The 22,613-nt window shown below is 56.8% G+C and carries 18 protein-coding genes; 15 read left to right on the forward strand and 3 right to left on the reverse strand.

Annotated features, from left to right (window positions below):
* The first annotated feature begins 718 nt into the window (after nt 1–718).
* On the forward strand, nt 719–1,609 hold the full coding sequence (locus tag SH661x_RS19825) for a hypothetical protein (protein ID WP_437225214.1): 891 nt from the start codon (nt 719–721) through the stop codon (nt 1,607–1,609).
* 42 nt (nt 1,610–1,651) lie between these two features.
* Here the strand turns inward: SH661x_RS19825 and SH661x_RS19830 are convergent, their stop codons facing one another.
* Nucleotides 1,652–3,070, reverse strand: coding sequence for a sigma-54-dependent transcriptional regulator (locus SH661x_RS19830; protein ID WP_437225215.1), 1,419 nt, complete (start codon nt 3,068–3,070; stop codon nt 1,652–1,654).
* 226 nt (nt 3,071–3,296) lie between these two features.
* Between SH661x_RS19830 and SH661x_RS19835 the strand changes: the two genes are divergently transcribed.
* Entirely contained in the window at nt 3,297–4,070 is a 774-nt protein-coding gene (locus SH661x_RS19835) for a (5-formylfuran-3-yl)methyl phosphate synthase (RefSeq protein WP_437225217.1), read from the forward strand.
* A 43-nt stretch (nt 4,071–4,113) separates the two neighbouring features.
* Here the strand turns inward: SH661x_RS19835 and SH661x_RS19840 are convergent, their stop codons facing one another.
* A complete protein-coding gene (locus SH661x_RS19840) occupies nt 4,114–5,376 on the reverse strand; it encodes a glycosyltransferase (protein WP_437225219.1) in 1,263 nt (420 codons plus the stop codon).
* A 241-nt stretch (nt 5,377–5,617) separates the two neighbouring features.
* Here SH661x_RS19840 and SH661x_RS19845 point away from each other — a divergent pair, with 241 nt between their 5' ends.
* Nucleotides 5,618–6,733, forward strand: a complete 1,116-nt coding sequence (locus tag SH661x_RS19845) for a hypothetical protein (protein ID WP_437225222.1) — start codon at nt 5,618–5,620, stop codon at nt 6,731–6,733.
* A gap of 146 nt (nt 6,734–6,879) precedes the next feature.
* Here SH661x_RS19845 and SH661x_RS19850 read toward each other — a convergent pair whose 3' ends face one another.
* Nucleotides 6,880–7,383, reverse strand: a complete 504-nt coding sequence (locus SH661x_RS19850) for an acetolactate synthase (protein ID WP_437225224.1) — start codon at nt 7,381–7,383, stop codon at nt 6,880–6,882.
* 220 nt (nt 7,384–7,603) lie between these two features.
* Between SH661x_RS19850 and SH661x_RS19855 the strand changes: the two genes are divergently transcribed.
* The 12 genes from SH661x_RS19855 (at nt 7,604) to SH661x_RS19910 (ending at nt 22,535) form a co-directional block, all read left to right on the forward strand.
* Nucleotides 7,604–8,236, forward strand: a complete 633-nt coding sequence (locus tag SH661x_RS19855) for an HAD family hydrolase (RefSeq protein ID WP_437225227.1) — start codon at nt 7,604–7,606, stop codon at nt 8,234–8,236.
* An 87-nt stretch (nt 8,237–8,323) separates the two neighbouring features.
* Nucleotides 8,324–8,854 (forward strand): NUDIX hydrolase, encoded by a 531-nt coding sequence (locus SH661x_RS19860; RefSeq protein ID WP_437225229.1) that lies wholly within the window; start codon nt 8,324–8,326, stop codon nt 8,852–8,854.
* Nucleotides 8,855–9,212: 358 nt separating this feature from the next.
* Entirely contained in the window at nt 9,213–10,913 is a 1,701-nt protein-coding gene (locus SH661x_RS19865) for a GspE/PulE family protein (protein WP_437225232.1), read from the forward strand.
* Between the two features lie 375 nt (nt 10,914–11,288).
* Nucleotides 11,289–12,404 (forward strand): type IV pilus twitching motility protein PilT, encoded by a 1,116-nt coding sequence (locus SH661x_RS19870; protein ID WP_437225235.1) that lies wholly within the window; start codon nt 11,289–11,291, stop codon nt 12,402–12,404.
* A gap of 244 nt (nt 12,405–12,648) precedes the next feature.
* Entirely contained in the window at nt 12,649–14,367 is a 1,719-nt protein-coding gene (locus tag SH661x_RS19875; RefSeq protein WP_437225237.1) for a GspE/PulE family protein, read from the forward strand.
* A 53-nt stretch (nt 14,368–14,420) separates the two neighbouring features.
* Nucleotides 14,421–14,801 carry a four helix bundle protein gene (locus tag SH661x_RS19880; protein ID WP_437225240.1) on the forward strand — a complete coding sequence of 127 codons (381 nt, stop codon included), beginning with the start codon at nt 14,421–14,423 and terminating at the stop codon, nt 14,799–14,801.
* Between the two features lie 56 nt (nt 14,802–14,857).
* Nucleotides 14,858–16,111 carry a type II secretion system F family protein gene (locus SH661x_RS19885; RefSeq protein WP_437225242.1) on the forward strand — a complete coding sequence of 418 codons (1,254 nt, stop codon included), beginning with the start codon at nt 14,858–14,860 and terminating at the stop codon, nt 16,109–16,111.
* Nucleotides 16,112–16,377: 266 nt separating this feature from the next.
* Nucleotides 16,378–17,388 carry a type II secretion system protein gene (locus tag SH661x_RS19890; protein WP_437225245.1) on the forward strand — a complete coding sequence of 337 codons (1,011 nt, stop codon included), beginning with the start codon at nt 16,378–16,380 and terminating at the stop codon, nt 17,386–17,388.
* Between the two features lie 31 nt (nt 17,389–17,419).
* Nucleotides 17,420–18,415, forward strand: coding sequence for a type II secretion system protein (locus tag SH661x_RS19895; RefSeq protein WP_437225247.1), 996 nt, complete (start codon nt 17,420–17,422; stop codon nt 18,413–18,415).
* A 9-nt stretch (nt 18,416–18,424) separates the two neighbouring features.
* Nucleotides 18,425–19,618, forward strand: coding sequence for a pilus assembly FimT family protein (locus tag SH661x_RS19900; RefSeq protein ID WP_437225250.1), 1,194 nt, complete (start codon nt 18,425–18,427; stop codon nt 19,616–19,618).
* Nucleotides 19,618–20,958, forward strand: a complete 1,341-nt coding sequence (locus SH661x_RS19905) for a type IV pilus modification PilV family protein (protein ID WP_437225253.1) — start codon at nt 19,618–19,620, stop codon at nt 20,956–20,958. The genes SH661x_RS19900 and SH661x_RS19905 overlap by 1 nt, the downstream gene beginning before the upstream one ends.
* Nucleotides 20,955–22,535, forward strand: a complete 1,581-nt coding sequence (locus SH661x_RS19910; protein ID WP_437225255.1) for a PilW family protein — start codon at nt 20,955–20,957, stop codon at nt 22,533–22,535. Before SH661x_RS19905 ends, SH661x_RS19910 begins: the two co-directional genes overlap by 4 nt.
* Nucleotides 22,536–22,613 lie beyond the last annotated feature (78 nt).

Genomic DNA, 22,613 nt, shown 5'->3' on the forward strand with positions numbered 1-22,613 from the left:
CAGGCCTTTGAACCAGCCAGCCAGCTTGTGCTTGCGTCCACCGCAGTGAGTGGTGGGGCAGCAGCAATCAGACGGAGCCGGAGCACAGCAAGAAGGAGCACAAGGAGCGGCACAAGCCGGTGCACAAGCAGCTTCACCGCAAGGAGCGGCACAAGCAGGAGCACAAGCCGGAGCGGCACAGGCCGGAGCACATGCAGGAGCAGCACAAGCTGGAGCACATGCAGGAGCGGCACAAGCCGGAGCACATGGGGCACCGCAAGTCGGTCCGCAAGGAGCGGCACAGCTAGCAGCAGGAGCACAGCAGGTAGCTTCTGGTGCACAGCAGTCGTTGTTGTGGTGACGGAACAGTCCGGCACTTGCAACATTGACACTAGCAGCGATCACCAGAGCAGCGCACAGGGTCGTCAATTTCATCTTGAATCTCCTCGACTTCTTCCCGGGGGTTGAGTATTACGAACTTCGTCTGACCGGTCTTGAGTTGATCTCGGTACTCTTGAAGTTCGTCAGTCACCACGAATGTTTGGGTCCACCTGCCCAAAGAATTCGGCGTTCTTCCGATTGCAGATCAGTTCGCCCGCTCGAAAAAACTCCCCCGACCCGGGAGTCGGTCCACCTGTTCCGTTTGTGACGGCCTTGACGCCTCCCGGCGGTTCATCCGGAGTGAAGTTTTCGCTAATCTCTGGATTTGGCACGCTCATCCATCAACATTTGTCCCTCTATGACCCTTCTCTTTCTGTCCCAGATTGCCGTCGCCACACTTCTGGCCCTGAGTCTTCTGGCGACACTGACACTGGGAAACCCAGTGACCCAGACATCCCTGACTCCCGCCTGGCGCTGGGGACAGGCCGCACAGTTTGCCTGGTTTCTCTCAAGCACCGCAGCCGCCGCGTCGAGCCCCGGCTCCCCTCTGATGGATCAGGCCTGGCTGTGGACCGCCATCCTGACTCTTTGCCCGTTGATTGCGGTGCTGGGTGCGCGTCGACCCGCCACCCGCGTCTGGAGCTGGTTCATTATTCTTCCACTCATCGCTGTTCTGGGCTGGCCGGGCCTGACCGTCTTCTCCAACTGGCCGAGTATTCCCCCGTTGAGAATCCAGGCTCCGGTCTGCATCGGCTTCGGTCTGGTCACGGTTATGGGGGTCGGCAACTACCTGGGGACCCGCTACTCGCTACCGGCAGTTCTTGCCGGTCTGGCAGTCGCACTTTGTCTGGCTCCCCTCACGACGTTCTGGCAAGTCCCACCCCCGACGGCAGCCATGATGCGAGTTGCTGCCGGGATGGTGCTGGTGAGCGGGATCGGTTTCGCGATCCGGCAAGGGCTCCGCGAAGGGACTGAAGAATCTCCCTACGATCGATTGTGGTTCGACTTTCGGGACACCTTCGGGATTGTCTGGTCGATCCGCATACAGGAGCGGATCAATCAGATCGCTGAGAAAGAAAACTGGAGCAGCCGCCTGGGTCCCAATGGTTTCGAGTGGAACCTGCAGATGCCGGTTGAATCCCGGACTGTTACGGAAACCCGGATGGACCACGCATTACGCTGGCACCTGCGGCGGTTTGTCGACCCGGAGTGGATCGACGAACGGGTGGGCGTGACATCGACCGTTTAGCTGCACACTTCAAGTGTGCAGCTAAACGAATGGGCAACCCATTCACGCTGCCTTCACCTGATCCCCGGAATGGTGCTGGTTCAGCTTGTTGTACAGCGTCTTCAGCGCGATTCCGAGTTCTTCCGCGGTTCGAGGCTTGTCCCCGTGGTGCTTCTCCATCGTCTGGAGGATGACTTCCATCTCGATTTCCTTGAGAGTCATCTGGTAAGCAAAGTTGGAGATCTGGAACGGCTTGTTCCCGGCGGTCGGCCTGCGGGAGACGCTCGTCGGGAGGTCTTCCGGCTGAATCACCTTGCCGTCAGAGAGGATCAATGCGTGTTCGACAGCATTGGCCAGCTCGCGGACGTTCCCCGACCACTCATGCGACCGAAGCAGCTCGATCGTTTCCGGAGCCAGGAAGTTTTCCGGGACGCTGGCTCGCTTCATCTGCCGGGCCGCCAGGAATCTGGCGAGTGCAGGGATATCGTCCTTACGCTCCCGCAGCGGAGGAAGCCGGATCTCAAATGTATTCACCCGGAAGTAAAGGTCTTCGCGGAATGTCCCCTCGTTGACCATGTCTTCGAGGTTCCGGTTGGTCGCACAGACGACGCGAACGTCGACGTTGAATGCGTCATTCTCGCCGACCCGACGGACTTCGCCGGACTCCAGAAAACGCAACAGCTTCACCTGCATTGACTTATCGAGCTCACCCAACTCATCGAGGAAGAGGGTTCCGCCGTTAGCGACTTCGATGAGACCCTTGCGCGGAGTGTCCGCTCCGGTGAACGCCCCCTTCTTGTGGCCGAACAGTTCGCTTTCCACGAGATTCTCAGGGAGTGCGCCGCAGTTGACAGCCACAAACGGCATTTTGGCTCGCTGGCTGCTTTCGTGAATGCTGCGGGCAACCAGTTCCTTCCCGGTTCCGGTTTCCCCCAGAATCAGGACGCTGGAATCCGTCGGAGCGATCCGGGAGACGAGAGTTTTCACCCGCTGCATGCCCGGGGTTTCGCCGATCAGGTCGGTCTTGCCCCGGACGTTGGCCAGTTCGCTTTCGAGGGCCAGTGCACGATTGGTGAGTGTCCGCTTCTCAGCGACCCGATTCAGAACGCTGTCGATTTCGACAATCTTGTACGGTTTGCGGAGGAAGTCATACGCTCCCAGCCGCAGGGCACGGATGGCGTCATCGACCCCGCCATGACCGGTGCTGATGATGATGTCGGTCTCGGCTCCGGACTTCTTGATATGCTCAATGACTGCCCAGCCATCGACTTCCGGCATTTTCAGGTCGACGATCACGGCGTCGAAAGCGCTTTCCGAAAGTGCAGCGATGGCGGCTTTTCCGCCGTCCACGATGGTGACATCATGGCCGATCCGCTGAAGCTCTTTCCCCATAACCATGCGGATCGGAGCTTCATCATCGACAAAGAGCAACCGTAAACGCCGTGCGCCCTTCGCGCTCGGGTCGTCCATCCGTGACGACATAACGAGTCCTGTGTTGCTGAGAGACACTGAGAGATAAAACTTGAATCAAGTTTGTGACTTCATTCAAGTTGGTGATTGCGGCGGGGGTGATAACAGATGCCCGCGAACGTGTAAATTCGAGTCTTCCAACTTCTCGACAGATTGTCCGAAACCACTTGCCAAACAGAACCTTACGACGATATCGTCTGACGCGACCCGAACCTCCGTCCGACCGGAATTTCACGAAATGACCATGCGCCCCGGCACTCCGCGACTTCTCGTCAGCGTCCGAAACGCTGCGGAGGCCCTGTCCGCGGTTGCTGCAGGGGCGGACATCATCGACGTCAAAGAACCGCAAGCAGGGTCTTTAGGGAAAGCAGAGAATAAGGAAATCCTGCAGATTCTGGAGAATGTCCGCAAGCGAGATCCGCTCCCGATTGTCAGTGCAGCGTGGGGGGAAGTCAGAGACTTCCAAGTCGAGGACCTCCCGCAGGAAATCCCTCCGCTCAGTTACATCAAGCTCGGGCTGGCGGGGCTGAAGGACTCGCGGGACTGGAAATCAGTGTGGCGGTCCACTTGGGAGCAGATTCTCGATCGGGCCAGTTCTGCTCACCCCCTTCCGGGACGAATTGCCGTCGCATATGCAGATGAACAGCCTGCGGGGTCCCCTTCTGTGGAACGCATCATTGAGGCCGCCATTGAGCAGGGCTGCGCGGGAGTCCTCTTTGACACGTTCGACAAGTCCGGAGGATCCTTGCTGGACTGGATCTCCCCTTCGAAGTTAAAGAGCTACCTGAACGAGATTCAGTTTTCGGGGTTACTCACGGTTCTCGCAGGGAAGGTGCGGATTTCTGATCTCCACTCGTTGTGCCAACTGGGAGGGGACGTCATTGCTGTCCGCTCCGCAGCGTGCGTCGCTGGTGACCGTACCCGTCCCGTGGACGGTTCCGCCATTGAGATGCTTCTGAAAGAACTGCAACTTGCCTCGCAGGTCCCCGCATCGGGTTCCGTCCGTCTGTGAACTCAAAACTGCCGACGAACGGGACGATCCTGCAAAATGTGATTTACGAAGCGAATCCGCCTGGAACCCTCGACTTCAGCAGGTCGGTCTCTGCTACCGGAGAACGTGCTGAGTCGCGCAGCATTCGAAATTGATTGACCCCACGAACTTCGTAGTCGACTCCTCGCCAGGTCACACGTCTGATCAGACAGGCCGAAAGGTAACAGACGATGAAGAGCAGCGCGGTCGGCCCCAGTCCGATGGCCAGCCAGGCGCCCACCCGGTCCGCGGTTTCCCCTTGTTCATGAAGGCGTTTCCGGATCAGTGATTCGGTGGTATTCAAAGAATACAGGTAGATCAAAACATAGATCGCCAACATGCCCACCAGGGTTGCCAGCCATGGAGAGTCTCCCTGCACAGCAGCCATCGCAATCGAAGTCGCCCCGATCGCTGAAGAAAGAATCAACAGCCAGGTATTTGCGGAGACCAGCCACCAGTTCGGATTCTGCCACCGAGCCTGAAAAATCTGACGGCGAATGAACTCGAAGCAGGACGGGAGACTCGTCTCTTCGTGGTTGCTGAGCACGGCAGGCACGAATTCGAGACGGGAACCGGTCGATTTCAGAGCATCGTTGACGGTCATATCTTCCGCCAGACAGCGGGTCCAGCGATCCAGCAGATCGCTCGATTCCAGAAACTTGCGAGAGACGGCCATCGATCCCCCCCAGGCCATTCCACACGCGAACATCTGCACCATCGCAGACGAGCCCCAGATCTGCCTGAGTCGGGTCGCCCAGTTGCAGTTCGAAGGGACATACCAGCGCAGCCCGCTGACAACTCCCACCTGAGGATCCTCCAACGGAGAGAGCATGTCCTGCAACCACTCGGAATACGGGACAGCGTCCGCATCAATCTGGGCGACTGCATGATATTCGCAATCCAGATGAGACATGGCCTGCAGCAAGGCACTCGCCTTCAGGCTGCAGGTCTCCAGACGCCGATTGAGAATCTGCACATCAGTCTGAGGACGGTGTTCCAGTCGAAGAAACTGATTGACCGCGGTCCAGGCGAGGTCACGCTCGCTGTCGATGATGATCCGCAGGGCGAAGTTCTGATACGACTGTTGGGCAAGTTTTGCGAGCGTTCGTTCCAGAAACGGATCCGCTCCCCGCAGCGTGAGCACGACCAGCGCGCGAGGTGACGATGCCGACACCGATTTCCGCGGCTTCTGAGTGCGCAGCATCTTCTGGAATCTTGCATGCCAGACAAAATTGACCAGCACAAGAGCCGCAGCCAGAGCAATGTACAGAACCGAAGCAATCTCCATGGCCGGTCATATTGACGATGTCACGTGATCGTTTGCAATCGCGCGCCGCGAATGACTAAGCAATTCCCAATCCATGCAATCTTTCTGTCTTCTCGGGTTGGCATCTGGCTGCCGTGACGGCACTGGATCTGCAAAATCCTGGGGATGCCAGCAACAGAATCCTTGAGGAACGGAAACCGGCCGGGGTACCATCAGGTTGACGTGCTGAGTCAACCAATTTTTCACGACAGAGGGGATGCAGATGCGGTTTTCAACCATTTCTCTGGCGGCGTTCGTCGCTGGACTGCTGGCCACCCAGCTTCAAGCTGAAAACATCTACGGTCTCAAACCCGGAAACCCGGAACCCCAGACGGCCAGTGCCCTCGCCTTCGGTCCTGATGGCATTCTGTTCATCGGAGATGCCCAGGGGGCGACGATTTACGCTGTGGAAACCAGCGACGCCAAGTCCGAAGGTTCCCTCCCGGAGACGCTCGAGGGGGTTGACCAGCAGATCGCCAAAGCGCTCGACACCACTTTCGACGTCGTGAAGATCACCGATCTGGCCGTCAATCCGGAAACGAAGAATGTCTTCATTGCGGCTCAGGTGGAGGGAAAAGCCCCCCGCATTTTCAAACTGGAAGGTGGCAAACCGGGTCTGACCGAACTGGAACTTTCCGGAATTCCGTTCTCCAGCGTGGCGCTCCCGAACGCGGCCGAAGATAAAGACATCATGGTCGGCAACCGCAAGCGGAACAATCGCGGCAGTGCCATCACGGATCTGGCTTTCGTCGAAGGTCAACTGGTAGTGGCTGGCCTGAGCAACGACAAGGCCGCTTCGAATGTCTGGTCGCTAAAGTTTCCGTTCCAGGATGTCGACCAGGGAACGTCTCTCGAATTCTATCATGGGGCTCACGGCCGATCAGAAGATTACGCTCCGATCCGGACCTTCGTCCCGTTCATCGTCAATGGCGAGCCGAATCTTCTGGCCGGCTTTGTCTGCACTCCGCTGGTCAAGTTTCCGCTGACCAAACTGGCTGCTGAAAGCAAACAGCCGGAAAAGGTCCAGGGAACGACAGTGGCCGAGCTGGGGAACCGCAATCAGCCACTGGACATGATCTCTTACAAAGTGGGCGACAAGGATTTCCTGCTGCTGTCCAACAGTGCCCGTGGAGTGATGAAAGTCAGCACGGAGAACATCGAACGGGATGAGGGAATTACCAGCCCGATCCCGGACGGAAAGACTTCCGGGCAGGCCTACGAAACAATCGAATCGCTCGCCGGCACCGTGCAGATGGACAAGCTGGACGACAAGCACGCAGTCGTGCTGATCCAGAAAGACAAAGGCCCGATCACGCTGAAAGTGGTCGAACTGCCGTAGTGCAAACCGGCGTTTCAACGGGGCAGAGCAAAAATCTGAAACGCAGAGAACGCTGAGTTCGCAGAGATCTTTGAGAATATCTCAAATCGACTCTGCGTCCTTGGCGTTCTCAGCGTTTCTATTTGATGGATTGGAATATCCGCGACTCAGTAGAACTCATCGGCCTGCAGGTCTTTTTCGGCGATGAGGTGCTGGCCGTGGTCGAGCAGGACCTGGCGGGCGGAATCGACGTCTTCCACATAAATCGCAATCGCCCCGCGGCGTGCTCTGCGATAGAGCAGCGGGTAGGTGTAGGCGATATTCATTTCGGCGGTCATCAGCGTCCGGAAGATGGTTCCATACGGGTCCGGCTCGTCCGGAAGTTCGACGCCGAGAATGTCATTCTCGATAAACGTGAAGCTGGAGAGCTTCAGGATTTCGCGAACCCGGTCAGCGTCATCAACAATGACCCGGACGACCGAAAAGTCGATCGTGTCCATGATGCTGATGGCGACGATCCGCAGGTCATGACGTTCGATCTGCTTGAGCATCTCGTGCAGACAGCCGACGCGATTCTCCATGAAGACGCAGAATTGCCGCAGGCAGGGCCAGTCCCGACTCCGCATCGTGAGCGGCTGTCCGGGGTCTTGATCATCGTAGTCTGATGGCATCGATCTGGGCCCCGGGGTTCGAAGCAGCGGTCGTCTATCGGGAATTTCAAGGGGGTCAATCCGGAAGCCCCGCCGGATCGTTGGCAACCGGGTTCCCCTGTATCACGGTAAGTGATGATGCAGAACCGGTCAAACTCACTTGCAACCCGAAGTGCTGTTGACACCCTCACCCCGGATTCATTCTCCTCGCAGGAACAACGACGTTCGAGGAATGTAATCCATGCACCAGCCGCACGCCCTTCCGCTCAAGACGCTTCTTTCCGACATGGGGAACGTCCTGGTCTTCTTTTCCCATGAGCGGATGTGCGTTCAGATCGGAGAAGTCTGTGGGCGCTCCGCTGCGGATGTCCGTCAGCACCTGCTGGACTCTTCATTGCAATGGGAGTTTGAACGGGGGCTCATTGATGAAAGTCAACTGCATGCCCGGCTGGAAGAACTCTTCCAGTGTCGAATCAGCCTGCCGGACCTCGTCCGTGCCACGGGAGATATCTTCGAATTGAATTCCACGATTGTCCCCGTGCTGGCTGCGTTGAAGAAGCGGGGAATGCGACTGGTCTTGCTGTCGAACACCTGCATCAGCCACGTCAATTTCATCCGCGAGCACTGGGACGTGCTGGATCTGTTCGATCACCTGGTCCTTTCTTACGAAGTGGGATCGGTGAAACCCGAAGACGGAATTTACCTGGCGGCTTTAAAGGAAATTGGCTGCCGCCCGGAGGAATGCCTGTATATCGATGACATTTCCACTTATATCGACAAAGGCCGGACGTTCGGCCTGAATGCAGAAGTTTTCACGACAACGGCACATTTTCTCGACACGCTGGGGGACTACGGCATTCAACTTGACGATTGAGGCACTTCTGTAGGGTCCGCTGTGCGGACCGCTTTCTCAAAGTGCCCCCTGATCATGGTCCGCACAGCGGACCCTACCGAGATGACCATGACTCAACCGCATCGTGAGATCCTGGCAAAGGGAAAATACCTGACGCTGGTGAAAGAAGGGCATTGGGAGTACGTGGACCGCACGCGGGGAATCCGTGCCGTTGCGATTATCGCTTTAACTCGGAACAACGAGCTGATCCTGACCGAACAGTACCGATTCCCGCTGAAGAAGCAGGTCATCGAGGTCCCTGCCGGACTGGTAGGTGACGAACCGGGCTTCGAGGACGAACTCGAAGAACTCGCAGCCCACCGTGAGCTGGTCGAAGAAACGGGGTATTCCGTTCGGAAGCTGAAGCGAATCGCTTCCGGTCCAACCTCACCCGGGATGGCAACGGAAACGCTCTCGTATTATCTCGGTAAAGGGGCTCGCAAGGTGGGAAACGGTGGCGGGGTCGACGGCGAGGATATCCAGGTCCACGTCGTGCCGGTCTCCAAGGTCGCCGCCTGGCTGAAGCGGGCGGAACGATCCGGCAAACTCGTTGATGTGAAAACGCATTTCGCCGCTGCCTGGCTTGCCGCTGCCCAGTAGGGTGTATGCGAATGCTCCGCGTCATTGATTGCGCAGGCGATTCATCGGGACGCACCTCGCCCGCGGACTTGACGCGAGCGGCGAGCAATCGGAGACTGAATATGACAGGGCGCGGGCATTTCCCTGACGGGTCGCAAAGGTCTCATTCTTCCCGCTTCTCTGGATTTCCATTCATTCTTGTGCGTTCCGTACCCTGTTTCGACAGCCTCTCCACCTTTACACTGCACCGGTCTTCATGGCACTCCGGCAGCGGACCATTCGGTCTGACGCTGCAGCAGACTCCATGCTGACACAGGCTCAACTCTCAGGCTCCCGTTCTCAGATTCACATTCCCCTGCGGCATTGAGGAATTTCATCGATGGCTGGAAATGATTGGCTGTATGAGTTCGTCCAGGATGGAACTATCAGCGCCGACCAGCTGGAAGAAGCGATCGGCATGGCCCGCAATATGGGTGTCATGCCGGAGGACGCTCTCGTCAAACTCGGCTATGTCGAAGCCAGTTCGGTCGCAGCCGCGAAAGCCAAAGCTTTCGGATTCGGTTTCGCCGACCTCGACAACACGGAAATTCCCCACTCGCTGATCGAGCTCGTGCCGGAATCGGTCGCCCGGGAAAACACCTGCATCCCGGTCGAGTTCAAAGGGGAACGGCTGGTCGTCGCTGTGACGGACGCCATGAACATCGAAGTGATGGACAAGCTGCGCTTCATCCTGAACCGGGATGTGGAACTGACCACCGCTTCGAAAGAAGCGATCACCAACGCCATCAACCGCCATTACGGGGGGTCGGAAACGGAATCGGTCGACTCCATGATCATGGAGTTCACCGAAACGGCGATCGACTTCACCGAAACGGAGATGAAGGAAGCCGCCAGCGCCCAGAAGGATGAAGAAACCTCGCCGATCGTGAAGCTGGTCAACCTGATCATCAACGAAGCGGTGAACATGCGGGCCAGCGACATCCACATCGAGCCGTTCGAAGACCGGATTCGCATCCGTTACCGGATCGATGGGCATTTGGTGGAGCGGGATAGCCCCCCTCGTCGACTTCTGGCAGCCTTGACGTCTCGACTCAAAGTCATGGGGCGCATGGACATTGCGGAAAAGCGACGTCCCCAGGACGGTCGTATCAAAACCCGTGCGGGGGGAAAGGAAATCGACCTGCGAGTCAGTATTCTCCCGACTAACCACGGTCAGGCATTGGTGTTACGTATTCTGGACCGAGATAATATCAAGGTGGGGATTCGAAACCTGGGCTTCAGCGAAGAGAACTACCGCCGGTTCCACAACATCATCCGTCGCCCGAATGGCATCTTTCTGGTGACAGGTCCCACGGGAAGCGGTAAGACGACCACGCTGTACAGTGCTCTTGGTGAACTAAACCGTCCAGACCGCAAAATCATTACAGCCGAGGATCCGGTGGAGTACTACCTGCCGGGGATCAATCAGGTGGAGGTGAAGCACCAGATCGGTCTGGACTTCGCGCGAATCATTCGTGCGATGCTCCGACAGGCCCCGAACGTCATCCTCGTGGGGGAAATCCGCGATACCGAGACTGGCGAAATGGCTATTCAGGCTTCTTTAACTGGACACTTGGTTTTCAGTACACTTCACACGAACGATGCGCCCGGAGCTATTACACGTTTGATCGATATGGGTGTACAGCCATTCCTGGTCGCCTCCAGCCTCATGGCGGTCATGGCCCAGCGGCTTCTGAGAACGGTCTGCCCGAAATGTGGGGAGTCCTACCAGCCCGATCAGGCCGAGTTGGCACTCTTCGAACTGACCCCCGACCAGCTCGCCTCCGCGACCTTCCGGAGAGGGAAAGGCTGCAAGCACTGCCAGCACACTGGCTGCCGGGGACGTAAGGCTGTCTTCGAATTGATGATGCTGAATGCGAGCATCCGGGACATGGCCTTCCGCAGCGAACCGGCCCAGAACATCCGCCGACAGGCCCGACTCTACGGCATGAAAACATTGGTGGAAGATGCTCTGGACAAAGCACTTCAGGGAATTTCCACGCTCACGGAAGCCTACAAGCTGCAGAGCGGGGGCCACTGACCGTGCTGAGAGGAACCTGCACGAGAAACTCGGCAGTTGATCTCCAAGAATACGATATAAATGTTCACAACAACTCTGTCCGGATTCGAACAAAATGTTGTCCGACAGAAATGCTGGAATCGGAAGAAAAACCAGAGTCAAGGCACCCTGCGTCGAGTGGGCAGTGTTGAGTCATCACACTCCCGGCCGTTTACCCGTTCAGAACAACCGGATGATTCAAACTCCTGAGAGAAGAAACAGTTAAGGAATCCAAAATCCGACCGTGTCAGTCGTGGTACGGTCGATTTCTCGACTCGAATTACCAATAATCATCAGCGAGGCCACGTTCTGTGACCTCGTTCGCAGTCTGCTCGGACAATTCGCTGAAGGATCTCAATGGCTTCGGTTCAAATCGATAAGCTGCTGGAAACAGTCGTTCGGGAAAAAGTGAGCGACCTCCACATCACGACCGGACAACCTCCAGTGGTTCGAGCCGGGGGGCGCATGGTCCGCCTCGACACAAAATCGCTGGAGCCGGAAGATACCAATGCTCTCATGAAGAGCATCACCCCGGAGCGCAACCAGCAGGAGCTGCAGGAGAAAGGGGGAACCGACTTCGGTTTCGCCTTCGGAGACAAAGCCCGATTCCGCGTCGCGGTGTTCAAACAGCGCGGCCAGATCGGTATGGTGCTGCGACGTGTCCCTAACGAGTTTCTGACATTCGAACAGCTGGGGCTGCCCCCCATCATCAGCGAGCTGATCACTCGCCCCCGCGGACTCTTCCTGGTGACCGGTCCGACCGGTTCGGGCAAGACCACGTCCCTGGCGAGTATGATCAACTACATCAACGAGCACGAACAGCATCACATCATCACGCTCGAAGACCCGATCGAGTACTACCATCAGCACAAGAAGTCGACCATCAACCAGCGTGAAGTGGGGGTCGATGTTCCCAGCTTCCCGGAAGCACTGAGACGCGCCCTGCGTATGGACCCCGATATCATTCTGGTGGGGGAAATGCGAGACCTGGAAACCATCAGCTCCGCAATCACAGCGGCCGAAACCGGTCACGTGGTGTTCGGAACGCTGCACACCACCGGGGCTCAAGGGACTGTGGACCGTATCATCGACGTGTTCCCGACCAACCAGCAGGAGCAGGTCCGAACCCAGCTCTCGAACGCCATTATCGGAATTCTCAGCCAGGCCCTTCTCCCGCGTATCCCCAAAGGACTGGTGGCTGCCTACGAAATGCTCGTGGTGACCCCCGCCATCGCGAACCTGATTCGTGAAGCGAAAACGTTTCGTATCAATTCGTCCATTCAAACAGGACGCAAGTACGGGATGCAGCTGCTGGACGACGCCCTGTTCGACCTGTGGCGGAAAGGGCTCTGCGAAGAGAAGTCGGTCGTCACCAAGTCGAATAATCCCGGCGAACTCAAGGCCCGTATCGCCAATGCGAAGAAGGGGATTCTTGAGGAAGAGGACGAGGATGATGAAGACGGGGATGAATGAGGAAAATCCGAAGTACGAAATTCGAAACAATGTTCAAATTCAAAAAAAACAAAATAGGAAACTAGAAACGCAGAGGGCGCTGAGCACGCCGAGCAGAAGATGAGACCTCCTTGAACTTCTCGGCGAACTCCGCGTTCTCTGCGTTTCAAAATCTTCAGTTCTTCTGAGTTCTCAGTTTTTCTTCAGCCGCTTCCAACGTCGGCGTCTCCACCAACACCCCAGAGATTGATTCAGGACCTCGTTCATGGCCCAGCGGAAACTCGGACAAATTCTGGTCGATCTGGGATATCTCACCGAGGACCAGCTCTGGGATGTGCTTGAAGAACAGAAGCAAAGTCCCGGCGAAGTCATCGGTCAGGTCGCCAAGCGGATGGGGCTGGTCACCGAACCGCAGATCACCGAAGCACTGGCCGACCAGTTCGGCATGCCGGTCGTCAATCTCGACGAAACCACGATTCTTCCCAAGGTGCTGGAACTGGTTCCCGAAACCATGGCCAGCGTCTACAAGATCATGCCGGTTTCGCTTAAAGACAACACGCTGACCGTCGCGATGGCCGACCCTCAGAACCTGGGGGCACTGGACGACCTTCGCAACTTCCTGGGTTACGACGTCCGCGGTGCCGTCTCTTCGCTCGCTGAAGTCGAAGCCGCCATCTCCCGGCATTATGCGTCTCGCAGCGAAGATGACATGGAAGGGCTGATGGGAGAGCTCGAAGCTCTCGAAGGAAATAAAACCCTCACGGCAGTCAGCGGGCCCATCGAAATCGGGGGCGATGATGAAATCGCCAGCTCACATCCGATCCGCAAGCTGCTGAACATGGTGATCCTTCTGGCGATCAAGGATCAGGCCAGCGACATTCACTTCGAACCGTTTGAAGACGAATTCAAGATTCGAGTTCGTGCCGACGGCGTGCTGTACGAGATGGTTCCGCCGCCCCGGCATCTGGCAGCTGCGATCGTCAGCCGTATCAAGGTGATGGCGAATCTGGACATTGCCGAACGCCGCATGCCGCAGGACGGCCGTATCGAACTCAACGTGGGAGGCAACTCCGTCGACTTGCGAGTCAGCGTGCTGCCGACCATGTTCGGCGAAGCAGTGGTTATGCGAATTCTCGACCGAACCGTGGTTCAGTTGAGTCTCGACAAGATCGGAATGGATCCGCATACGCTCTCCCGCTTCCGCCAGATGATCGATCGCCCCAACGGGATCGTGCTGGTGACCGGACCGACCGGGTCGGGCAAGACGACCACCCTGTACTCGGCACTCAACGAGCTGAATTCAATCGAAGTCAAAATCATCACCACCGAAGACCCCATCGAGTACGACATCGACGGTCTGGTGCAGGTTCCCATCAATTCCGAAATCGACGTCACTTTCGCAAAAGCTTTACGGGCCATTCTGCGTCACGACCCGGACAAGATCCTGGTGGGAGAAATTCGAGACTTCGAAACCGCCGAAATTGCGGTTCAAAGTTCGCTGACGGGTCACCTGGTGTTCTCCACGCTCCACACCAACGACGCCCCCTCAGCAGTCACGCGGCTCCGCGACATGGGGATCCCCCCGTTCCTGATCACCGCAACAGTCGAAGCGGTGCTCGCTCAGCGACTCGTCCGCCGGATCTGCGTGGAATGCCGGACGGAGTTTGAACCCAGCGATGAGCTGTTAATGGAGCTCCAGCTTCCCATCGAGCAGGCACGGCGCTACAAATTCTATTACGGCAAGGGATGCCCTCGCTGTAACAACTCGGGCTACAAGGGCCGAACCGGAATTTATGAACTTCTGGAAGTCAACGACGACATCCGGGACATGATCTCCTCGGACGCCTCCGTGGACGAAATGAGAAACCTGGCCCGCAGCCAGGGAATGACCACCCTGCGGGAAGCGGGCCTGAAGCTGATCTTCGACGGCATTACAACCATCGACGAGATCGTGAGAGAAACCGTGATGGAAGACCTGGAGTAGGGAGCAGAGGTCAGGGAAGAGGGAAGAGGGAAGAGTTCTTCCGGAGATGGCTCATGTATTTGAAGGACTACCGAGATCTGAACGTCTGGCAGAAATCCATGGACTTGGCAGTTGAGGCCTACTCCCTCACCCAGTCGTTCCCAGAGACGGAACGGTTTGGACTGATATCCCAAGCTCAACGGGCCGCTGCTTCCATTCCAGCAAACATCGCGGAAGGACATGCACAAGGATTACCAAAACCATTTTTGCGGCATCTTCGAATCGCGAACGGGTCGCTCGCAGAAGTTGAAACACATTTTCGTTTGGCGGAACGGTTGAAGTATGTTGAAACAGCACTGGTTGAATCGTTACTCGACCGGACGGTCGAGGTTCGACGAATGCTGCATGGGCTCAAACAGGCGATCGAAAAGCGGTCAAGGCGTACAAATGAGTAGCCCCACCCCTTAACCCCTTTTCCCTATCCCCTATTCCCTTTTCCCTGGACACAGCCATGCCGGTCTTTCAATACGAAGCAATGGACAACACGGGCCTCGAGATCAAGGAAACGATCGAGGCTGCCTCCGAAGCGGAAGCCCAGCAGTCCATCCGCGAAAAGGGGTTCTTTGTCACCAAAATCTCCGAGAAAACCGCTCGGAAGAAAAAAGACAACAAGACCAAAGAGACCAAGCAGCCTACTGCCCAGAAGAAGAAGCAGACCTTCACCATCGGCGGCGTGAGCGCCAAGAAGCTCACCGCTTTCACCCGACAGCTCTCCACGCTGCAGGACGCCGGCCTGCCGATTCTCCGCAGCCTCCGCATTCTGGAAGGTCAAGCCAAACCCGGCCCGCTCAAGAACGCTCTCATGGGGGTAATCGAAGACGTCGAGTCCGGGAACACGCTGTCGGAAGCCATGGCCAAACAGCCCAAGGCATTCGACAACCTGTATGTCAACATGGTGAAAGCCGGGGAGGCCGGCGGTGCCCTCGAAATCATTCTTCAGCGTCTGGCCGAATTTAAAGAACGGGCCCAGAGTCTGAAGCGTAAAGTGCAGGGAGCCATGATCTATCCGTGTGCGGTGATCACCGTCGCCACGTTGATCGTCGGCTTCATCATGTACTACATCATTCCGAAGTTCAAAGAAATCTTCATCGGCTTCGGTGTGGAACTTCCCGCGATGACCGTGCTGCTCATCACCATGAGCGATGCTGTCGTGAGCTACTGGTTCCTCATCCCGGTGATCCCGCTCTCGATTGTGATCCTCGCGAAGATCATCAAGAAAAACAAAACCGGGGCGTACATTATCGACCGGGTGCTGCTGAAGGTCCCGATCCTGGGGCAGATCATCTCAAAATCGACGGTCGCCAGAACGTGTCGAACGCTCGGGACGCTCATCGCGTCCGGGGTGCCGATTCTCGAAGCACTGTCGATCGCCCGGGATACCGCCGGAAACGAAGTGTTCCGGAAAGCCTTCGACCACATTCACTCAGCGATTCGCGAAGGGGAGTCGATGGCGGTTCCGCTTCGGGAAACCCGCATCGTCGACGACCTCGTGGTGAACATGGTGGACGTGGGTGAAGAGACCGGTGCCCTCGACAACATGCTCTACAAAGTGGCCGACGTGTATGACGAAGAGGTGGGCGTGCTGGTGGAAGGTCTGATCAACATGCTGGAACCGCTGATGGTGGTGGTTCTGGGTCTGATCGTGGGCTTCATCGTGATCGCCCTGTTCATGCCGCTGGTGAAACTCCTGAACGACCTGTCGTGAAAGGGGACGAGGGTCGAGGGACAAGCGATGGGGGAGGAAATCCGCGTTTCTCATTTCTCCCTAGACCCAATTCGCTAGTCCCTGGACCTTGAGCGGCATCACATTCGCATTAACAGTTATGAAGCGATCTTTCGACCAAAAAACGACTTAGAACGAAACGGCGGTTCCGCGGGACACCACACTTCTGCAGCATTTCGCTACACTCCCGCTGACAGGCCGATTCCGGACAACGAATTCAGATCTCCAAAACCTCACCCGAGGCCCCCATGCAGCGTTCGCTCAGAAAAGCAGACCTATCAACAGGCACCCCCCGTTCGGGATTCTCGCTGATCGAACTGATGATCGTGATCGTGGTGATCGCCATCCTGGCCGGGATGCTGTTGCCGGCCCTCAGAAGTGTGCAGACTTCCGCCCGCAATGCTCAGGTGGCATCGGACATCAAGAACCTGGAAGCTGGGATCGCCGCCTTCAAATTGAAGTTCGGAATGGAACCGCCGAGTTCGTTTCTGATTTCGGATGACCCCAGCTTTTACACGGGGACTACGGCGCCTCAGGTAGGAAAAAATAGCTTGTCAATTATGAGGCAGCTCTGGCCCTCATTCGATCCCCTTGGACCGAACAATCCAGCAGGCCGACTGGGAATCAGTGGTGTGAAGTACCTGAACGGAGCAGAGTGCCTCGTTTTTTTTCTGGGCGGTCCAGGCACTTATGCAGTCAGCTCTAAGCCAGAAGATAGTCGACCGAATGGTTTCTCTGCTAACCCAGCAGATCCGTTTAACCTGACTGGCTCATCGCGTGTTGGCCCGTTTATAGAGTTTGACTTGGCACGCCTCGTCGATGTGGGCACTCCAGACGGCTTCTTTGAACTTCTTGATCCTCTGCCAAATCAGACCATGCCGTATCAATACTTGAGTAGCTACGACGGAAGAGGCTATCAGCCCGGAGGCTATGACAGCGATCTCTCGACTGTCAACGACAACGAGATCATCGAGGGAATGTCGAACGTCTACCTTAAGAGAGACGAAAACTGGGCAACCGCAGGTTCGTTGCCATCTGTCAATCAACCTGGGGACTTCTGGAACGGAAGGTCCTTTCAGATTATCTCTCCTGGATTGGACGGAAGCTACGGCGTCGGCGGATGGTATTCATCCGAAAAAGGGATCGCCGTGAAAGACGGTGCGACGCCCTACCGTGCCCGCGAAAACCGTGCTGCCGAAGCAGACAACATCACCAACTTCTCCGGCGGTCCGCTGGGCAAGTTTTATACGCCGCAGTAACCCTTTGTACTCATAGCAGCAAGGTCACCCGATGCATCGCAGGCAACCTGACGCCTGGAAATTTTCGAGACACCGGGGTTTCACAATGGTGGAACTTCTGGTGGTGATCGGCATCATCGCGCTGCTGGTCACCATCAGCGTTGCAGCCATCGCCCCACTGCTGGGCAATGCGAAGGTGGCAGCGACAAAGACCACCCTCAACCAGCTTGGAAGAATGGTGGACGAACGCATCCAGTCGCTGCTGGAATCGGACAGGGTCGAAACTCAAAGCAAGAATATCAAAAAGGGTTTTGACGCCAGCCGCAGTCCGGGAGTGGCCCCCATGCCACAGACGGTCGCAGACTCCATCGCAAAGATGCATGTCTACCGCAGCTTCTTTCCACAGCGTAAAGAAGACATGTACGGCCTGGACGGCATCCCCGACACCAATGACGACTCCCCATTGCTCACCGCCATGCGATCAGGAGGAAACTGGATCCCGGATTCGTGGGGCGCCAGAAACGAAGCGAAGTACGATTCGGTCCTGTCACCGGCAGCAGAGTCCTCAGAGTTGCTTTACTTGTTCCTTTCGCAAGGAGGAGCCGGGGGCATTTCCAGCTCGCTCAATGTCGACCAGATCAACCCGAAGCACATCGGCGATACCGACAACGACGGGAACCTGGAATTCGTGGATGCCTGGGGGCATCCCCTGCAGTTCTTCAACTGGCCGACGGAACTCTTCCAGAACGCTGCTGCTGTGAAGTCGCAGGTCACCGCGAATACAAGTTCATTTCAGAATACGGACCCCTTTGATTCCACCGGCTCTATCTCCAGATTTGCCGCAGTTAGTTCCAGTTTTAATAGTTCAAACGTACTTGGTCTAAAAACCCCCGACAAATACTGGGCGTTCATGATCATCTCCGGCGGCCCGGACGAATCCACAGGGCTCCACCCTGCTGGCGATCGCGGAGCAACTGATCTCCAGCGTCTGGGGCAACCGACCAGTCTAGATGCGATTTACGACAACATCACCAACCGGCAGCAGTGATCAGCACCCATGATTCGCTCACCGAAACAAATCAGGAATCAGCGAACCGGCTTCACACTTGTGGAGTTGCTGGTGGCGATGACGATCTTTGCAATTCTCGCCACGCTGACGATCAGCGCCTGGCGAGGGACGGACGCCGACCGCGTTTCGAACGCAGCAGCGGTCTTCAAAAACGCACTGGAAGGAGCCAAGTCCCGGGCCATCAAATCCGGAGAATCTCGCGGCCTGCGGCTGAATCTCGACCCGAACGATAACACCATCGTCACCAGCGTGGTCTACGTCGACGGTGGGCGGTTTGAAAGCGGCAAGCTGTATCTGGAGTACGACAACCGGGTAGCCGGTGATGATGGCTATCAGCCATCACGTGCGGGCAAATGGCGGGCAAGCAGCACCGACACGGCACTGTGGAGCAATTTCTCCAGTCGCGGTCTAATCGGCCCCGGCACACTCATTGAAATTCCATCCGGCAGCGGAAACTGGCTCAGGCTCACCAGCGACAACGAGCCAATCGGGGGACGAACATGGTGGATCCTGGATGGAAGTATTGCTGGACTTGCCGATACTGCGGGCTCTCCGCCCGGCTACGCCCGCGTCGGATATACGCTTGGAACCAAAAGTTCTAGCGAGGGTGAGGATGGGGGTTCTCCCATCAAATCCACATTCGGATTACCGACAGCCAATGCCACTGAAGTCGACTACCGCATGCAGCTGATGCCGGCACTGCTGGCGGGGGGTGAGCCGATTTCGCTTCCGCTGAATACGTGCATCGATCTGGTCGGCAGCAAGATTCCCCTGTCCTGGCTGCCCAACTCCAGCATCAGTAAAACGGCATACGGACCAACGACCGGGTTCATGGACATTCTGTTTACCCCCCGGGGAACCGTTGCCCGCCCGCTGACGACCGAAGGAACCCTGCATTTTCGAGTCGCTTCCACCGTCGATCTCGTCATCGGTCGGCCGGCCACGATGCCACCACGGGATTCCAGCTCACGAGCAAAGCCCGTCGTCATCACCGATCCGCAGCGGGGAGCAAAACTCGTTTCGATCGTCACCCAGACGGGAAGTCTGGTGAACGCGGACGTCTCCGGTGAGGGAAATACTTCGGGAGATTTCAACAACGAAGTTGCCGACCTGAATGCCATGATGCTGACCGGCACATCCAACCCGTTTTACTACGCTATTTACGGGAAGGAATCCCAGTGATGCGGTGGCACTCGAGGAATTCAGCCGTCACTCCTCCTGCACGGTCCGGTGCAACGCTGGTGGAAGTGCTGATGTCGCTGCTGATCATGAGCATCGGCATTGTGACCGTCTTCACTCTCTTCCCGGTCTCTCTGCTCAGCTCCATCAAGTCGAACCAGCTGACGACAGCCCGGCTGTATGCCGACCAGATTGCAGCCACCATCCGCATGCGTCCGGAACTGGTTATCGGTGGGTCCGTCAATGCCGGATCTGACCCATTCTGGACTTCGGGAGAAACAATCGTTCGGGGCGATGTGATTTCCCGCTCAATTCCCGCGGGTTCGCTTTCCCCCAGTAATCGCAGCTACTTTGTCGCGACCGCTGATGGAAAATGCGGAGTGATTGAGCCGGACTGGTCCACTGCTGGCCAGACCATCAATGAAGGGGCTGGAGGCCCGACTTGGCGACGAAGCGTCTTACCGACGAGTGGAAACACCAACTCGTTTGTCCCCTACAGATACGTCGTTGACCCGTACGGGGCAATGACGGCAACAGCGAATCCCTCAATCTTCGGAAATAACGACGGAGGACTGCCTCCTGAACCATATGTCCTGCGGATCAACGGCGGTGCCAACAATGAATTGAAGGCGTTTAACTCACGCTTCGCGCTTCCAGACACCTGGGTCGTCGCGACGACGGCCATTCCGCTCTCAGCCACCACCGTGGATACAGACTCCGACAGCGTGGCCGACGCCACAGACCTCACCTTCTCTTCAACGACAGACCTCTCCGCATTTCCGAAGTGGGTCCCAGGCGACCCGAATCCACCTGTCGCCAGAGTCGTGGCGGTTTCGCCGGACGGACGACGGAGTCAGGCAGCGTATATCCTTCAGAATTCCGGCAACACCCTTCGCGTCAACTCCCTGGTCCTCACCAACAACACAACCCCGGGACCGATTTCCGCTGGGACAATCGGACCGGTGCGACTGGAAACGTTCGACCGCCGTTACACGTGGATGGGGACGGTCGAACGTCAACCGGACGGCGTGTCCCAGGTGCAGATCGCAGTCTTCTTCAATCGCGGTTTTCGCCCGGCGGATGAGCAGGTTTACCAGTACGTTCGCCAATCTGCCGACACCGCGGACATCACCGTTCCCAGCGGAACGCCTGCTCCGTTCATCTCTGAAGGGGGATACGTGTTCGACGTCGCCACGGTCAAATTTCATCGAATATTGAGTGTCTCCGGCAGCACGACAAAGCGTATTGTTGTTTCTCCCAGTCTGGACACGACGTTACCGAACAATCGCACCTACATGATTTTCCTTCCGGGCATCGTCCGGGTCTATGATTTAACATTATGAAACGCCGACCCGAGTCAATTCGAACTCCCTCTCGACCTGCGTTCACGCTGGTCGAAATGCTGGTCTCCACCGGGCTGGTCGTGCTGATCATGTCGATGTTCGCCCAGATCTATGGGACATCGATTCAGACGATCACGCTGCAGCGGGGAATCGGGAACAACGACCAGAAAGCCCGCACCGTCAATACGCTGCTGCTGGGGGATCTGCGTTCGATGACCTACCGACAGGCCCAGGAGGCAACAGGCGACGCCCGAGGACTGGTTCCGCTGGCATATGGGGATACCGAAGCGAACCATGGTCTCGATAGTGCCCGCCAGCAGGGGTACTTCTACTATTCCGAAAATGATCCGGATGATGACACAGACGACAGTCTGCAGATCACCGTCAAGATTGGTTCAGCCTCAACGGCGGGCGATATCACCACCGACAGCTCGAAGGTTTTTCTAGGTCGGACCGGCCAACTTGGCGGTATCATCGTCAATGAGCCTGACGAGGATGACCAGCTCGAAGGCAATGAAATGGGCCAGTCCCGTGCCGCGGAGATCATGTATTTCCTGAGAAACGGGAACCTGTACCGTCGTGTCCTGCTGCTCCGGGATCCACCTTACAACTCAACGGCAGTCCCGGAACAACCGGTCGACTCAAATGGACTTCCGGTATTCGACGCATCAAATACGGATCTAACTGGCATTCAGAGTTTTCTTGGTTTGTTTGATTATTCCGCCACTCGCGCAGGGGACACCGGAACCGGTTACTTCTGGTTGAACGGCATCAGTTCCCTCAACAACTCGACTTCCACCGCCCCATTAGGAATGTCACGTTACCGGTTCGGTTTCGACTCGAATCCCAGCGGGGCAATCCTCGGTCAACCGCGAGAGTACACCACGGATGGTGATTATTTTGGTCGTTTTACGATGGAAGAAACATCGAACGACACATTCATCTGGCCTTCGAGTGCCCCCTCCCCATTCCCAATTTCATCGGCGAATCTGAACTCGCTGTCAGGTGGAGACCGGAACGGAGAAGACCTTCTGCTCACCAATGTCGAAGCAATGGACATCAAGGCCTACGACCCTGCTGACAATACGTTTGTCGATCTAGGACGTGGAACGACATGGTCCGCAGCGACCAACAATCCGGGCTATTCCTCCGGCGGATCATTCCAGAATATCTTCGACACGTGGCATCCTGAGAATTTGAGTGGATCCGTTTCCGGTTCTCCTTCTCGTTCGTCGCCCCCTCATCTGCCTCGAAAAGTCTCTACCTTCACAGTGGATGTTGCCACGCCCCCCGCGACAAGCTGGTCGTCTCCGGATTCCCCACCGGTCGGATCCTTCTACCAACCGACGGACTCAACGGCCATCATTTACAAAGTGATCGAAAACACCGGCGTCACGGGGACGAACCCGCCCAATTGGGACTATATCCCAGGAAGCATCGAGACAGACGGAGGCATCACGTGGCAGTGTGTCGACAACCGCATCGGCCTGAAGGCGATTCAGATCACCATTCGTTATCGAGATCCTTCCAAGCAGCTGCCCAAGCAGATCACGCTGGTGCACTCGTTTGTTGAATAGCAGTTTTCCATTTCGTTTTTGATTCCGTTTTCCATTCCAAGCTTCACGTCGACGTCAACCTGTGACATGAGATTTCCA

It is taken from the genome of Planctomicrobium stercoris (assembly GCF_051465655.1).
Taxonomy (GTDB): Bacteria; Planctomycetota; Planctomycetia; order Planctomycetales; family Planctomycetaceae; genus Planctomicrobium.

Coding starts and splice junctions, on each gene's coding strand:
- SH661x_RS19900 (WP_437225250.1), top strand. CDS start 18,425: ATGATTCGCTCACCGAAACAAATCAGGAATCAGCGAACCGGCTTCACA.
- SH661x_RS19895 (WP_437225247.1), top strand. CDS start 17,420: ATGCATCGCAGGCAACCTGACGCCTGGAAATTTTCGAGACACCGGGGT.
- SH661x_RS19855 (WP_437225227.1), top strand. CDS start 7,604: ATGCACCAGCCGCACGCCCTTCCGCTCAAGACGCTTCTTTCCGACATG.
- SH661x_RS19840 (WP_437225219.1), bottom strand. CDS start 5,376: ATGGAGATTGCTTCGGTTCTGTACATTGCTCTGGCTGCGGCTCTTGTG.
- SH661x_RS19850 (WP_437225224.1), bottom strand. CDS start 7,383: ATGCCATCAGACTACGATGATCAAGACCCCGGACAGCCGCTCACGATG.
- SH661x_RS19860 (WP_437225229.1), top strand. CDS start 8,324: ATGACTCAACCGCATCGTGAGATCCTGGCAAAGGGAAAATACCTGACG.
- SH661x_RS19905 (WP_437225253.1), top strand. CDS start 19,618: ATGCGGTGGCACTCGAGGAATTCAGCCGTCACTCCTCCTGCACGGTCC.
- SH661x_RS19835 (WP_437225217.1), top strand. CDS start 3,297: ATGACCATGCGCCCCGGCACTCCGCGACTTCTCGTCAGCGTCCGAAAC.
- SH661x_RS19870 (WP_437225235.1), top strand. CDS start 11,289: ATGGCTTCGGTTCAAATCGATAAGCTGCTGGAAACAGTCGTTCGGGAA.
- SH661x_RS19910 (WP_437225255.1), top strand. CDS start 20,955: ATGAAACGCCGACCCGAGTCAATTCGAACTCCCTCTCGACCTGCGTTC.
- SH661x_RS19830 (WP_437225215.1), bottom strand. CDS start 3,070: ATGTCGTCACGGATGGACGACCCGAGCGCGAAGGGCGCACGGCGTTTA.
- SH661x_RS19865 (WP_437225232.1), top strand. CDS start 9,213: ATGGCTGGAAATGATTGGCTGTATGAGTTCGTCCAGGATGGAACTATC.
- SH661x_RS19880 (WP_437225240.1), top strand. CDS start 14,421: ATGTATTTGAAGGACTACCGAGATCTGAACGTCTGGCAGAAATCCATG.
- SH661x_RS19890 (WP_437225245.1), top strand. CDS start 16,378: ATGCAGCGTTCGCTCAGAAAAGCAGACCTATCAACAGGCACCCCCCGT.
- SH661x_RS19845 (WP_437225222.1), top strand. CDS start 5,618: ATGCGGTTTTCAACCATTTCTCTGGCGGCGTTCGTCGCTGGACTGCTG.
- SH661x_RS19875 (WP_437225237.1), top strand. CDS start 12,649: ATGGCCCAGCGGAAACTCGGACAAATTCTGGTCGATCTGGGATATCTC.
- SH661x_RS19885 (WP_437225242.1), top strand. CDS start 14,858: ATGCCGGTCTTTCAATACGAAGCAATGGACAACACGGGCCTCGAGATC.
- SH661x_RS19825 (WP_437225214.1), top strand. CDS start 719: ATGACCCTTCTCTTTCTGTCCCAGATTGCCGTCGCCACACTTCTGGCC.